Source organism: Candidatus Erwinia haradaeae, assembly GCF_900698955.1.
Classification (GTDB): Bacteria; Pseudomonadota; Gammaproteobacteria; order Enterobacterales; family Enterobacteriaceae; genus Erwinia_E; species Erwinia_E haradaeae_G.
Genome location: NZ_LR217720.1, coordinates 217,971 through 234,487, shown reverse-complemented (window position 1 = coordinate 234,487; position 16,517 = coordinate 217,971). Strand labels below are relative to the sequence as shown.

The window sequence follows — 16,517 nt, the reverse complement described above, 5'->3', positions numbered from 1 at the left end:
AATCTTTGCAATCATAAAAGATTAAACGTATATACTCTGTCCACTGTACATCTCTTATGGGATTCTCTGTTAAATGTAAATGATCCTACCGCCATTAAGTCAAACTCTGAATTACGAAAATAAAAACCACTTCGCTAAAGACTTAATAAAAAATGCATGTAAAATACATAATAATCAAATGCAAGTACAGCATCTATTGATTACCATATTATACTACAAATATATATAAGATATAATATTTAAGAATATGAAGTAATAATGAGAAATTTTTCATCAATGAACCACTTTTTTGGCGATCTCTTTCGCTTCATCTTCACATACACATAGCATTTTTATCCATCAAACATCTATTGGTTTATGATTATTAATCTAGACTATTTCTTGACAAAAAATATAAAGTTAATATTACTATAACTATCGTCACTATATAAAATAAGATAAAAATTCAAAACTCAATAAATCTCTCATCACTGTACCTTAATAGTACATTATATACATATGCGATAATAATATATGTAAGTTATCCAATCACTTATCATTTTAAAATAGCACTGACTTACAAATATTGCTCGTGCTGAAAAGATAGTATTCTCTATTGTCTATTGTATATTATTAGACTCTATATAAAAAATCATGCATGATAAAACTATGACAGCACATGGTGTGTTATTAATTCCTATATTTGAAAAAGTGCAAGAGGTTATTTTCAATTTTAAAGCAATTAGAAAAAATACAACAAGCTATTGATACTATAGCGCTATTACATATGAATTCGAAGAATTAAAAGAACAAGATAATAATCTAACACACTAAAAGCAACAAACTTTAATAGATCATGCAATGTTAAAACACAAAAATCAAAAACTTAACACAGAGCAACAAGTTTAGGAAGAATGTTTACATTCTCTTCTATGCAACATGGAAGAAGTGTAACTGCACTAGTAAATAAAAGATTTACCATACAGATGGGGTGCTGCACTAACATGCTCCATCTAATACCACTATAATGCCAGAATTATTTTTTACGAAGTGAAGATAGAGATAAAAACCCTTCTAAAATACAAACTATGCTACTCAGCAATAGCAAATACACATGAAACAACACTCATGAATGGATTATCGATCTTACGAGCAATATGTAATTTTAACATTATATCCGGCATGATAGAGGACCCCCTTCCTAAATATTTATATTGAGTGCATAGAGACATAATATCTGACATAAAGACATAGAGATAAAAAAGACAAGATAAGATACCTAATTCCTCTATATGCGCTCACATGATACTACTATGGAATATTGTCATAACAGAAAGACTTCTCTCGACATACAATCGATATATGCTCTTCTATAAAAATTTAAGTATGCATATCACATCATTTATATATTTAATCTCTGAAGCTCACCTAACAATATTATAAGTATTGAGCACATTATGATATCTTGATGATTCTGAACTATCTCAATACATATTACAATAGTGTGACTTCCAAAATAAGAAGATTTGATGTAATCTTTATTAAAAATAACACACAGAATTTATTTTAGTTTTGACGACCATAGATTCATCATGTGTAATAATCATGACATAGCTAGAGTCCAGTGGGACGCATATGCATGCCATGTTTGTAATATATCCATCTTACAAATATTGAAAAAAAAAGACCTTGCAGTCACCTCCCACACTACACAGTTATATAACGCATGCAATGTTCATATCAAAAATAATACCTCATCTGAAATACACTTCAAGACACAATAGATACTGGAATGTAGATGTATTTTTCTTTAACTGTGAATCCACATATACATAAACTTCTGAACTACAAATACAAATAAAGAAAATAGATTTCAAACAACAGTTACAAACTAAGATGTTCAATGCGCATAATGTTATTACTATTCTGACAATAGACGTACTATTTCCAAAAAAAATATCAGATTAATTACAAGTCGTGAAAAAATTTCTTAGCTCATATCAAGTATCTTTGCATCGCAAGAGAAAAATGATGAATATATTAATCGTACTATAATGACGTCTACAATAGACAAAGATAGATCACCATATAATGATATTACGAAATAACACTTTTAATTTACTCTAGAAAACCCTAACGCATTCCAAATCCTTAAAAATTCCCTATCGTAGATATTGATAATATTCTCATACTTGAATTCAATCATTGCACTTCACAAAGAGTTACAGGTATGCTCCTTCTTGCTATCTATAAAACTTATCTTGGCCAATCTAAAGATTGTGCCGTTACACTCATGGAGTGTAATCCTCTTATTTTGCAAAAATATATTTTAATCTTCTGCCTATAAATTAAAATGTATCCCTCAATAAAATCTCAATGAGGCAGAAAAAGATAAAATCTCGCAAAATATAGATATGGAATTACAAATATAAATAGTGTAAGATGCCCACCTCAGCTATATTATTAATTAATTCTTACCGTGCCATGCTATGTCTCATGCTGTGTTATATGTATATAAAAATCTATTGCATTTCTCCATGTATCTCCAATTTTAGATGCTTATATGCTATATCATACACATGAATGATAAATCAAATTATTGATGTATACAATTGAAGAACTCATATTAATTTATTGACTCTCTAACTCTTTCATGTAGTACCAACGCTCTATCGGCTTAGGTGGTAAAGTATGTACCACTGTCGAATCCTTATGCACCACTCTTAGAATCTCTTCTTTCTTATTATATAATAAACAAAACCAGAGTGCATAAAGTAACCCACCTAATATAATAGATATTATTATCATTACTTTTAAGAAATCTCTATTTCGTTTTGGGCTAACACTATTCATTTTTTTACGATATCGTGTTATTTCCCGTCTATAGCTTATATAATCTTTTTGAACCACTTTCTCACTTATCAGCTAGTTATATAGTTGGATTAGATACAATCATCCTATGACTTGTTGCTAGATGCAATAGTCTAATACTATGGAGTACGTTACATAACTAATAACTATCCAATATTTCATATGTGCCATATTTTTTCAATAACAACAATCCCTTATCATTACTTATCTCTAGATCATTTACTGCAACAATTTTTCAACACACCTAAAGACTCTTTACTTATTTAAGAATATACTAGTGATGGTGGTATTTATTACTAATCTATAGTCGAACTCATCAACAAAAACTAACACACGCTGAGAAATAGTTAACAATGCACAAAGGTCATACTGCTCAAGCTCGTGGACAAATACGTATTATTGGCGGCCAATGGCGAGGACGCAAGATCCCTGTTATCAACCGTCCTGGTCTTCGACCTACACCTAATCGAGTGCGAGAAACGCTTTTTCACTGGTTAGATGGGGCTATTAAGTACTCCAAATGTCTCGATTGCTTTGCTGGTACTGGTGCTCTAGGATTGGAAGCACTTTCACGTTATGCTACAAGCACCACTTTTTTGGAAATACAACCATCTATTATTGTACAAATGCAATACAATCTCGCGACTTTAAAAGCAAAAAATGGGTATATTATTCACACTAATACATTGAAATTTCTATCGCAAAAAGGTGAATTATACCATCTAGTATTTGTTGATCCACCATTTAACGCAGATCTTATCAACATCACTCTAGCGTTATTGGAAAATAATTCTTGGTTGCATCATGAATCATTTATTTATGTAGAGAACTCTGTAAAAATGAGACCACCAACAGTACCAAAAAATTGGTTGTTATATCGTGAGATAATCGCTGGTCAGGTAGTTTCTCGCTTATATTGTCGCACTGAAGGTATATGTAAGTAATGAGTACAATAACTAAACATTTAAAACATGCAACATGTGTATAACAATACCGCCACCACATGTAGCATGATCTTGTGACTTTAAAGTATCATTACAAGGTCTGCTGATGAGTCTGGTAGACTTATGATCTTATGTAGTTATTCCATACATAAATACCATGATATTACAAAGTAATACTCTATAAAATTTTCCTAATCAAAAATGACACTGAGTAATGAAACTCCGTGTACTATGTTATCAAAACCATCTTCAAAATAATTATTTATAGATAAATTCAAAAAATTTATAATATTGATTATACAATAAAATCATTAAACATCTAATGGGTTAAAATATATTACCCCTATTGCATATGTAATAAATAGTCATTCTTTATCTACATAATTCAGATGACAGGTAAAAATTACATATTTCAATCATTATGTACAAAATTTTTACTCTGTATTATCGGAGTAAAAGATTATATCGCTTTTATAACTAGTATGATATTTCATATGCTTGAAAGACCGCGTCTTTGCATTAAATGGCGCTATCAATACTTAAAAGCAATGAAACTGCAAGATAAGTACACCTAAAAAACAAATATAACACCATTATGTACATACAACAAACTAGCGACAAATGTAAAATACTTCAAAGAAAGATAGAGATGATCGTACCTTCTGAAAAAATTGTTACCACTTGAGTCACACCTAGTGCACATATATAATAAAATATAAATCAAAAATTAATCAAGAGGATTATTTGTATTGAAGCTACCTCATATTACGACTTGCGTACTGGTAGTATTAGCACTAACAGGTTGTTCCAAGCATTACAATACACCAACACCTGTAAACAGAGCATATAGTAATATCTTAAAAACAACAGATCTTTACTACAATGATACAAACCGTATAAATAAAAACAATACTAATAGTAACGATATGTTACGTAATATGCCTGTCTATGCCTTACATCGAGAATTTAATACCTTGAAAATAAATTATACACAAAACGTCATTACAAAAAAAAACCATGTAGTGTATGCACATGAATATAATCACGCGCTGAAAGGCGTTTATGCTAAGAAATATTATATAGTCCATCCGGGAGATACCTTATTTTATATTGCATGGATTACTGGAGATAATATTTATGATTTAGCAAAACGCAACCATATTCCGATACCATACAATCTTTCGATAGGTCAGAAATTACAGGTATCTTCTAAAAAAAATACAGAGATTTCTGCACATCAGACTATAGCATTAACAAAAAATAGACATAAGCAGGATCCCACACTCACGTTTTCCTCTACAGTTCCAGCGCTAAATCACATACATTCTCTCCAGTTAATGCATGCAAAAACTCACATAAACACCACGCACTCTAAAAACATTACCATCACACATCATGATAAAATAGCCCCCTTAGTCAATAAAAAAACAGCACAAAAAAAGTTCATTAATAAATCTATAACACAGGCTATCCCCCAGCATACTTCTTTAGTGCATAAATGGAATTGGCCAACTGATGGTAAAATTATTAATTCTTTCTCTAGCAGCGAAGGGGGAAATAAAGGCATTGATATTGCAGGGACTTACGGGAATTTTGTTGTGTCAGCTGCATACGGGCGTGTAGTATACATTAGCAATGCACTACGTGGATATGGTAATTTAATTATTATCAAACATGATAATAATTATCTCAGTGCTTATGCACATAATGCATATGTCTGCGTTCAGGATAAACAAATCGTACAATTAGGTCAAAAAATTGCCACCATGGGTAATACTGGTACGAGTTCCGTAAGATTACATTTTGAAATTCGATATAAAGGAAAACCAGTAAATCCATTACTATATTTACCGCCACGATAATATACCTCACATAGCTATCTAAGTAAAGATTACACCCGATTAGAGTAAAAAAAATCAATATACACATATAGTATAGAAATTTCTGCTTAAAAATACTATGCAAATAAATAACCATTAATAAATCACAGGTAGCTAATATTGTATATAGTCGGCAACACTAATCAGTAATATCTCTGGTATTTAAGAAAGCTTATCGAATATTATAGGTGGCTATTCTTTCTTCCCTGCAGTATTGTCCTATAGTATACTGTGTATATGCTACCTATTATGCATCATCACTAAATGATAATCAGTAAATAATACCTCTCTTCTCAAGATTACTTGCCGTTGATATGTAACATACCTTTATTTTATTCATTTCAATATAATAAAGCACATATAATATGTTATTATTTCATATAATAGTTCATGATTTCGTGATAATAAATAAAACTACACCAGATAAATCTGCGTACACATCTTACGCATCATAAAAAACCATAAAGTCACGCTCTATACACCGAACTATTCCCATACCACGAGCGATATATTCTTATATATAACGTCATTATCTTATCCATAACTCATTGTTTACTATAAATCCAAAATATTTTCATTTATGCAACTCATGCGCTAAAAACTCTGCAATATATAATCATATTTTTATTATTGATAATATGGACTTATAATCTAATACAAGTAACTTCTATGGTACAATATACAATAAACCTCTCACGCAGATAGGTAATCAAAAAGCCACTCTATACGTTTACAGAAAGAAAATCCTGTAACACTATATGTTATCATACTGCAATTTTGTAAAAAGATAGTTATTGAAAATAATAATATTCCTTATGTCAGAATTATCTTTGAACAAAAACCTTTCACCTTTTTAAGTCAAATGAAAGACAAATTATAAACATGAGATAAACATCCTGTGCTACCTATACTAGATCATTTCAACCTATCTTGCCTCATAGACCTATTAATAATTATATAGATCAGCAAAATATCATGTGTGTAACACATACTGTCCCATGCATCTTTGAATTAAAATATCTCATATACGATAACATTCTCGATAGGTACTACTCCTGTCTTTTTAAGCACTTAAAAATCATCCATACGCTACCAGCATAAGTCCATATATTCATATATAAGTCATATAAGCCGTTTCAACAGGACATGAAGTATTATACCTAAAATATATACGTATCATCATGAACCTTCATACGAAGATGACCAGGAATAATTGTCAAAACGTGACCACTGACCATTAAAAGTAAGTCTAACAGTACCAATAGGACCATTACGCTGCTTACCAAGGATAATCTCTGCCACACCTTTGAAGGTACTATTCTCATTGTACACTTCATCGCGATATATAAACATAATTAAATCGGCATCTTGTTCAATCGCACCCGACTCACGTAAATCAGAGTTAATCGGCCTTTTATCAGCTCGTTGTTCTAATGATCTATTTAGTTGTGAAAGCGCTATGACAGGTACTTTTAGTTCTTTTGCTAATGACTTTAACGAACGTGAAATTTCAGCAATTTCTAAAGTGCGATTATCAGCGAGAGTCGGTACACGCATTAACTGTAAATAATCAATCATAATTAAGTTTAGGCCACCTTGTTCACGAAATATACGGCGAGCACGTGAACGTACATCGGTTGGAGTAAGTCCAGACGAGTCATCAATGAATATGTTTTTCTTTTTTAAAAGAATACCCATCGTACTAGAAATACGCGCCCAATCTTCATCATCAAGTTGCCCTGTACGAATGCGTGTTTGATCTACACGTGATAATGATGCTAGCATACGCATCATAATTTGTTCCACTGGCATCTCTAAGCTAAAAATTAAAACTGCTTTATCCTGTAACATAGCTACATTTTCACACAAATTCATTGCAAAGGTAGTTTTTCCCATAGATGGACGAGAGGCCACAATAATAAGATCTGATTGCTGAAAACCAGACGTTTTTTTATTAAGATCTTGATACCCAGTGTCTACTCCAGTAATACCACTATGCGGACTCTGATATAAAGACTCAATGCGTGCAATGGTAGCCTCCAAGATATGATCAATACTTTTCGGTCCTGATCCCTGCGGTGCTCGATGTTCTGCAATCTGGAATATGCGTGATTCTGCAAGATCAAGAAGACTGTCGCTATTACGGCCCTGCGGATTATATCCAGAATCAGCAATTTCTTGTGCTACAGAGATCATCTCGCGTATAACTGCGCGTTCACGTACAATATCCGCATAAGCACAAATATTGGCAACACTTGGTGTATTTTTCGATAATTCTGCTAAGTAAGAAAAACCACCTACTAGATTTAACTCGCCTTTAATTTCCATTGATTCAGAAAGTGTAATTAAATCAATTGGCTTTCCTTGTCCTAAAAGATGTTCCATTTCTGAAAAAATCATTCGATGAGGTCGACTAAAAAAGTCTTTCGCAACCACACGTTCTGCAATATTTTCCCATCGTTCATTATCAAGCATTAAACCACCTAATACTGATTGTTCTGCTTCTATAGAACGCGGCGATAATTTTAAGTCTTCTATCTGACGATCATGCCATTCATGGTGCGTGTAAGGTTTTTGTGTAGGCTTTTCATCTATCATAGACATGTGATACCAAAATCTTATAGTAAAATGTTAGCTTCTAATCGGAAAAACCATCTATAGTGCTAACGCCTTGCTAATATTCTAAAAGCTATTTATAATAAAAATAAAAATATCAGAAAATAAAAACACATCACCTCATTTTGAGGTTCTGTCATCTACCACTCAATATAACTGGTATAATCCACAATCTGTACACCATTTAAAAATTCTATATCTGTACTACTTTCTGTAATAACTCCAATTTTATCTAAAAATCAGCATATCTACATGTAGTTGCGAGAACACATATTGTTCTCTCGTTTTATGCAGCAACTTCATATACGCGCAAACTCAAATATTATAAATAAAGTACAGTCACAGATAAATTTTCATGCACTATATCATACTAATCTTTGTATTTATTGATATAATCCTTTAACAATCATCTCAAGATGTAAAGCTTTATCCAAGATAAATATCTCAACCCCATGACTACTGATATAAAAATATCACTAACAATGATACAAAACAAAACACGTATAAAATATTTTTATATTATCATCTCTATCTTAAGTAGAAACATGCCACACTGAATCTTTCAAATAAATCATATAATCTAATTACTATAGCGCTACATCTTCTAAACATGATGTATAGAAACATTATTTGCCCTTTCTCTTCTAAATCTTTCATGCATATTTATAGTATGAAACCTTTTTGTTACATCAAAAAAAACATCCTATCCTTACCAGGATATTACGTGATATTTTTATTCATCACTCTTTGCTTAATCACAAAAATTATCAAGTATTTCGTTCTTGCTCTGCAAAAATCTTTAATATAGTGGTATCTCTTATATGTTCCATGTCATATCTAACAATCATTATTGTGCATACCTTGCATAATATGCACAACTAGATCTAAAACCTTATGCGAATACCCTGTTTCATTATCATACCAAGCAATCAGTTTTACAAAATTATCATTTAATGAGAGACCGGCATTTGCATCAAAAATAGAAGTCAGTTTTTCACCATTAAAATCACTAGATACCACTGCGTCTGAAGTGAAACCTAGAATACCTTTCATGTCACCTTCAGAGGCTTCTTTTACTGCTGTGCAAATCTCTTGATAAGATGCAGCTTTTATTAAATGTGCTGTAAGGTCGACAACAGAGACATTTGGGGTTGCAACACGAAAGGACATACCTGTTAACTTACCGTTCAGATCAGGAATAACGTGACCTACTGCCTTAGCAGCACCCGTAGAAGAGGGGATGATATTCTGCGACGCACCTCGACCACTTCGCCAATCCTTACAGGATACACTATCAACAGTTTTTTGAGTCGCAGTAGTGGCATGAATTGTGGTCATGAGAGCTTGCCTAATCCCAAATTGATCATGAATGACTTTCGCTAATGGAGCTAAACAATTTGTAGTGCAAGATGCATTAGAAATGATATCCTGTTCCTGATACGATTGATGATTAACCCCCATCACAAACATGGGGATATCATCTTTAGGTGGACCTGTTAGTATAACTTTCTTCGCACCGGCTATAATATGCTTACGTGCAGATTCGTTTGTTAAAAACATACCAGTCGCTTCAATCACAACATCAACATTTGCAGAAGCCCATTGAAGACATTCCGGGTTTTTTTCCGCACTCACACAAATAGAACTTCCGTTAACAACTAAATTACCACTGTTATTTACACCCACAGTGCCATTAAATCTTCCATGGGTTGAATCATACTGCAACATGTAAGCCATATACTCTGCATTGAGCAAATCGTTAATAGCTACAATTTTTATATCAGAACGAGCTTGCGCAGCACGCACAATCACGCGACCGATACGCCCAAAACCATTAATACCTATTTTAATAGTCATTATATACGCTACCAATGTGTAATTGTCATATAATTGTAGATTATGTTAGTTATTCTACTGTATAGTTTTAATATTATAAAATGCAAAATGATTAAACATTGCCATGTTACATATTCAAAAAGCCATACTCACCTCTTTCTAGAATAAAACCCAAATTTCAAACCATCATAATACCTATGTCTTTATTATAACGATGATAATGACTGATAAATCTTAATCCCTTGCAGACCAAGTATAAAATATCAATTAAGATGTAATAAGTAAAATTTTCACTAGTTCTTTATATTATAAGTACAATAAGTTTATATACTATATAATATTGCATTATCACTACGGATTTTCGATTCAAAAGAGCACACAATAATATTGTAAAATATCTAATGCTCTAGTGTAGACATCGCCTGCTTTTACAGCGCATCTTAAGATATTTTCCAAAAATTTCAAAAATATTATTATGATATCTATACTATATTATAGTATAGATATCATATGCATTAACCTCTATTTTTACGTGACTACTCATAACACACTAATAAGCTTTCTCTATGTCGTGTCACTATCAATACCTGCTCTGTGATTGGATAAAAAATATCACATCCAATGCAATAATTAATATCTTCTAGAGAGTTATAGCAGCAAACATAAATTTTATTGATTTCAGTGTCAGAAGTACTCTATATTCCGCTCTCTATACATTCAATATAATTGAAGGTATTACAATAATAATTGATATATCTGCATAAATACTAACACATACTTACATCTTCAATGGCAATTTTAGCGCTCTTGAACCTACCGGTTTTTCTAAATAAAACCTATTTTTTGACAAAGACCATGTGCATACTTCTTACATAAACTGGTAACCACGCACATATGACTAAAAATACATTATAAAACCCCGACTTGCATTTATTATATGCATTAGAAATGAACCATATAATAAGTATAAGTATCTCGCCTAGATGCTCAGAGAACATAAATATGGCATTTTTAACATTAAAAATACTACATAACTTGAGTTGTGCAATCTAAGGCTATCGCGATCTTTCTATCGAATAATCTAACTTTAAGGGACAACCAATATATAATCCAATGATAATTGCTTAATCACTCTCTCTGTGGATCTGTTAAAATTGTAACTTGTGTGATTGGAGCAGACGCGTGATCCGTATAACGACCGAGCTCTACCGACATCCTATCTTCTTGGAATACCCCTACGCTTTCGGTAGGTGAAACTAAAACATTCAAGATTTTTTGTTCTGGTGTCAGAGTGGTGATAAGTTTATTAATAAATAAATCGGTATCTTTCTCGTTTATATTACTCACATGTGTCATGAGCTGTACCGTGGCGCTATTAGAAACGATATCTTGTGCACCCCTTCTGAGGCATGCCGTTCCTTCAATATTCTGAGATGTATGAGCAGTGATATTGCTAATGTCATGAGGCATACCTACAATGCATTCTTTCTTAGCATAACTATATACTGATACGACAGCACCTGTTTTATCTCTATCAGAAGTTATGGTATCAGTTGTAATCTTTGCTACCGGATACGTAATCCACACCTTACCTAATGCAAGCTCAAGTGAAGAAGAGGCATGTACGAGAGGCATAGGTGAATTTTTTGGATAACCCTCATTATGGAAACGACGGCGCCGATGACTACTAAAACGCAAATGACGCGGGGAACGACGTGAACGACGTGCGCTTATATAGCCTTCAGTATTATGAGGTTGACACATCTCCCATGATTTTTTAACACTACCTAACATGTGAGAACCAGACACAGGAGGTTGTTCCAGGACGGTAGTGGCATTAGGTGGAGCGACATTATCCATTTTTTGTACAGGCAATGCGGTATCTATTATTTTGTTTTTCAACACGGGTGGAGCAGTATGGGCTGGTGTTGCTTGTATGGTTTTAGTTGATTTCGCGATCTTATGCATCACCACCACACCTTGCTTGATATGCTTTTCATCCTCAATCAGAATGGAGTTCTCTGTTGGATAATAATTAGTACGACGGCTCTGGCGCACTGAGCGTGAGTGAATATTTTCACCCACCACTATCTCTTCAGGTCTCACAACTTGACTACGGTTAGAGGTGTTCTGAGTATGACGACGATTTCTGTTATTATTACGCCTATCTCGTCGTACATCACTTTCATCAGGCTCGATACTGTAATCATGACGCTCATCTGAACGCATACTTGTGTGCGCACTATCGCTGTTGTGATCATCATGTTTGTGATGAGTATTGCAATGCCCCTCTAAAGGTAAGGACGTCCTTACTATGCTCGTGTCTGTAGGAGTCTTGCGTAACGCATGATTAGAAGTATCTAATAAAGAAAATAATCTCTTGCACCCTTTAATAAGACGTACAAAAAAACTAGATTCTCCCGCTACTGTCATCCCTGACCATGTTGGAAAAACCGTTGCCTTATTATACTCATTAAAACATTCTTTTGTGTTGTGTGAATGCTCTTGCTCTGTGGTTTCAGCAGTGCTTAAAGCCGGTTTCTCCGGGCGTTTGCGATCAGGCTGCTGGTTATCAACAAATAAACCCATCTCTGCTTCATGTAACTTAGAAAGATCATAACTCATGGTTTGTGTCTCCTCTCCACTACGTACACGCAATACTGCATAGTGAGGAGTCTGCATATTATCATTTGGAACAATGATAGCACGTACACCACCAGGACGCTTTTCTATTGCACTAACTGCCTCTCTCTTTTCATTCAGTAAATATGAAGCTACCTGTACTGGCACAATAGCATGAACCTCTTTAGTATTTTCTTTTAACACCTCCTCTTCAATTAAACGTAAAATAGAAAGTGATAATGATTCATTATCACGAATAGTGCCTTTACCACTACACCTAGGGCATACATGATGACTAGATTCGCCTAATGATGAACTTAGTCGCTGACGTGACATTTCCAATAAACCAAAACGTGAAATATGACTTATCTGAATACGAGCACGATCCTGACGAACCTCATCACGTAGACGATTCTCCACTGCTCTTTGGTGCCGAACTGGGCTCATATCGATAAAATCAATAACAATTAAACCGCCTAAATCACGTAAACGTAACTGACGCGCAATCTCATTTGCTGCTTCAAGATTAGTATTAAATGCTGTCTCTTCAATATCACCCCCTCGTGTAGCACGAGCAGAATTAATATCAATGGCTGTGAGAGCTTCAGTGCTATCGATCACAATAGACCCACCGGAGGGAAGCCGTACTTCACGCTGAAAAGCTGATTCAATCTGTGATTCAATCTGATAATGGCTAAATAATGGAATTTCACCTGTATATAATTTAATCTTACTAGCAAAATCAGGACGACCAAGTGCTGTAATATGCTTACGTGCTAATTCTAGTACATGGGGGTTATCTATTAAAATTTCACCGATATCTTGGCGCAAGTAATCACGAAAAGCACGTACAATAACATTACTTTCTTGGTGTATAAGAAAAGGCGCTGGCCGACTCTTAGCAATCTTCTTAATCTCTTCCCAGTGTTTAATACGAAATCCTAAATCCCACTGTAATGCTTCAATTGATTTTCCTACCCCTGCAGTACGTGCAATCAAACCCATTCCATCTGGTAGCTCTAGTGAAGAAAGAGTTGCTTTTAATTCTACACGTTCATCACCTTCAATACGGCGAGATATTCCACCAGCACGCGGATTATTTGGCATCAATACTAAATAAGTTCCAGCTAAACTAATAAATGTAGTCAAAGCCGCCCCTTTACTACCACGTTCTTCTTTATCAATTTGAACAATGACCTCTTGTCCTTCACGAATAACATCTTTAATATTTGGACGACCATGAGCTTTATCACGTTCTAAAAAATATTCACAAGAAATTTCTTTAAGAGACAAAAAACCGTGCTTATCTGCTCCATAATCAACAAAAGCAGCCTCTAGACTAGGTTCAATGCGAGTGATCCTGCCCTTATAAATATTAGCCTTTTTCTGCTCATACCCAGGGGTTTCAATATCTAGATCATATAAACACTGTCCATCGACAAGTGCAACACGCCACTCTTCTTGCTGAGTAGCGTTTATTAGCATTCTTTTCATCATAACTTACTCATTATTATTGCATGATTAATACAGATACGAACCATAGCCATATTAGCGGTTAGTAACTGATAACCTGCTTTGTTATTATAAAGCTGTTAATTTCATTATTATTACTCAAGAAGGGATGCGAAAAACTTAGTAACTTATTATAAATATAGAACAACCATGCTTAACACATTAGTACTGGATGATATAGAAAAATCTCGCTACATCATCTACATACAACTATGCGATCAAAAAATAAACCGATGAATACCTCAAAACTCTACCATGTCTGATGCGTTATACGACTTTAATCAAACAAACCATCCGTTATTATTATAATAAACATTAATAGATCGTAACTGCTATATAATAAAATTAATAATATAACTTATCTCTTAGATAATGTCTGTGACTGTATTAAATACATACGTTATATCTCTCATCTGAGCGTTTAAATGTCTCCACTATTCCATTTCTAAGTAGATAAAAACAAGATAACTTTTATGCAGCTCACTCAATGGCGTTTTAAGGATTCTTGTGTATCAAGATGCTCTTTTAGATTTCTTTAATCTATATCCGCACATTCTCATTCACTTATACCACATCTACTATAACAGTAAGTGGTAATCTAACCACCGTGCTAATAATTTTTAAATCTTATAATATTATCTAGCTAACATATAAATATTGCACACATCTTAGCTTGTGGTGTGTATTTTTTGTGAATATATAATTGCATACTGCATCTATCTATAGTGCGCATCTTTAAACTTCTAAAAATACATGCAATACAATGCAATTGGATATATAACAATTACCACGCAGTATAATAAGATAGATTAAAATCTATGATGTTAATTTAACGAAAGATTATTAATATTCAATATTTTATTAAAATATTACACACGTATATTTGCGTATATCAGAACATCATATTGATATGATAGATATTTTATTCAACACTTGGAGTAAGCTGAATCATGAAGTCGAAAATATCTGTACGAAATATCAGAAGGGAAACGTTTTAAAGGAGTTCTTTTAATGAACAGGAGCGATATATTAGCTCCTGCAAACTGTAAACTAGATAAATAATTATACATTCAAGATATTAGACGCAATAAAAAATAACATCTGTAAAAATATAAAAACCTTTCTTTATAGAGATATAATATATCACACTATATGTATTATTATGATCATTGGAAACACTTTTCCAGGTTAGAAAAAGCATTGGAAAATATATTTTTATAAAAAGAATGATCGTGCACCTATCATGATCACATAAACATGATAGTAATCAATATTATCCAGTGTCATAACATACAGATAACATAAAAGGTTCCTATATGTAGTATACAGGTAGGAAAATTATAATGAAGATACAATTATAATTGTATACAAAATCATCACATTACTAAACATGCACACTCAATACCTAGCAGAGAGAATAATCTATATGATTATATCAACCTTTTATTTAAAAATGATTATATTGCTTAACCATATAATATGCATGTTTTTATATATTTTATATACAATAAATAGCCTAATTAATCAATGATTCATATCATCAGTCATAAATCAAATTTAATGAGTACAGAATGACCATCAAAATATAATATGTGCTATAATGTAAAAATCATATGTAATATAGCTCATTATATTATAAAAATAAAAATAATGATAAAGACTTACTTACATACAGATACGATAAAGACTTACATACAGATACAGAGAGAACGCTTATAGCAGAAAATCTTCTAATTTTTTTCCGTCAGACTCTATGGCTGATCTAATGACCCCTGGCGTCCGTCCTTGACCAGTCCACGTTTTATTTTCTCCATTTTCGTCAATATAACAATATTTTGCAGGACGAGATGCGCGTTTTGTCTGTACACTAAATTTAGTTTTCGCTGTAGTTAACAATAATTCATTAGGATTAATCCCATCAGTCATAAGCATATCTCTATACTGCTGCAGCTTACGGGAATGTTCTGCTATTGCCGCCTGTGCCTGACTATCTTCGGCGCGACGTTCATGTACCACAGTTTCAAATTTAATGAGCATATCTTCTAATGTTTCTAAAGTACATTCTCTTGCCTGTGCACGTAGTGTGCGAATATTATTCAGAATTTTAAGGACGGTACTCATAAGTTACATTCTCTAAATTATTTATATTGATCGGGATAATTCTTTACAATAATTAATGATGGTTGTCAAGTATTGCAATAATAAATTTGTAATCATAATGCATCTAAAATTAAAATAACAGACAATTAAAAATAGA

The 16,517-nt window shown here is 33.0% G+C and carries 7 protein-coding genes; 2 read left to right on the top strand and 5 right to left on the bottom strand.

What is annotated here, in order from left to right; translation table 11 throughout:
• Nucleotides 1–2,610: 2,610 nt before the first annotated feature.
• Nucleotides 2,611–2,889, bottom strand: coding sequence for a hypothetical protein (locus ERCILAFE3058_RS00720; RefSeq protein WP_157989580.1), 279 nt, complete (start codon nucleotides 2,887–2,889; stop codon nucleotides 2,611–2,613).
• 314 nt (nucleotides 2,890–3,203) lie between these two features.
• Between ERCILAFE3058_RS00720 and rsmD the strand changes: the two genes are divergently transcribed.
• Together rsmD and nlpD are read left to right on the top strand one after the other, a co-directional pair.
• Entirely contained in the window at nucleotides 3,204–3,794 is a 591-nt protein-coding gene (rsmD, locus tag ERCILAFE3058_RS00715) for a 16S rRNA (guanine(966)-N(2))-methyltransferase RsmD (RefSeq protein WP_157989579.1), read from the top strand.
• 749 nt (nucleotides 3,795–4,543) lie between these two features.
• Nucleotides 4,544–5,656 (top strand): murein hydrolase activator NlpD, encoded by a 1,113-nt coding sequence (gene nlpD, locus ERCILAFE3058_RS00710; protein WP_157989578.1) that lies wholly within the window; start codon nucleotides 4,544–4,546, stop codon nucleotides 5,654–5,656.
• A gap of 1,197 nt (nucleotides 5,657–6,853) precedes the next feature.
• On the opposite strand, the gene dnaB is transcribed toward nlpD, so the two are convergent.
• From dnaB to hns, 4 genes are all read right to left on the bottom strand, one after another.
• Nucleotides 6,854–8,272: a replicative DNA helicase gene (dnaB, locus tag ERCILAFE3058_RS00705; protein WP_157990047.1), complete on the bottom strand. Its 1,419-nt coding sequence runs from the start codon at nucleotides 8,270–8,272 to the stop codon at nucleotides 6,854–6,856.
• 855 nt (nucleotides 8,273–9,127) lie between these two features.
• Nucleotides 9,128–10,147 carry a type I glyceraldehyde-3-phosphate dehydrogenase gene (gene gap / locus ERCILAFE3058_RS00700; protein ID WP_157989577.1) on the bottom strand — a complete coding sequence of 340 codons (1,020 nt, stop codon included), beginning with the start codon at nucleotides 10,145–10,147 and terminating at the stop codon, nucleotides 9,128–9,130.
• Nucleotides 10,148–11,254: 1,107 nt separating this feature from the next.
• Nucleotides 11,255–14,242 (bottom strand): ribonuclease E, encoded by a 2,988-nt coding sequence (gene rne / locus ERCILAFE3058_RS00695; protein WP_157990046.1) that lies wholly within the window; start codon nucleotides 14,240–14,242, stop codon nucleotides 11,255–11,257.
• Nucleotides 14,243–15,973: 1,731 nt separating this feature from the next.
• The gene (gene hns / locus ERCILAFE3058_RS00690) at nucleotides 15,974–16,381 is read right to left on the bottom strand and encodes a histone-like nucleoid-structuring protein H-NS (protein WP_157989576.1); all 408 of its coding nucleotides are present in this window, start codon (nucleotides 16,379–16,381) and stop codon (nucleotides 15,974–15,976) included.
• Nucleotides 16,382–16,517: the final 136 nt, after the last annotated feature.

Bases quoted from the DNA above. Each gene is read 5' to 3' on its own strand.
- rsmD (WP_157989579.1), top strand. From the start codon at position 3,204: ATGCACAAAGGTCATACTGCTCAAGCTCGTGGACAAATACGTATTATT.
- dnaB (WP_157990047.1), bottom strand. From the start codon at position 8,272: ATGATAGATGAAAAGCCTACACAAAAACCTTACACGCACCATGAATGG.
- gap (WP_157989577.1), bottom strand. From the start codon at position 10,147: ATGACTATTAAAATAGGTATTAATGGTTTTGGGCGTATCGGTCGCGTG.
- rne (WP_157990046.1), bottom strand. From the start codon at position 14,242: ATGAAAAGAATGCTAATAAACGCTACTCAGCAAGAAGAGTGGCGTGTT.
- hns (WP_157989576.1), bottom strand. From the start codon at position 16,381: ATGAGTACCGTCCTTAAAATTCTGAATAATATTCGCACACTACGTGCA.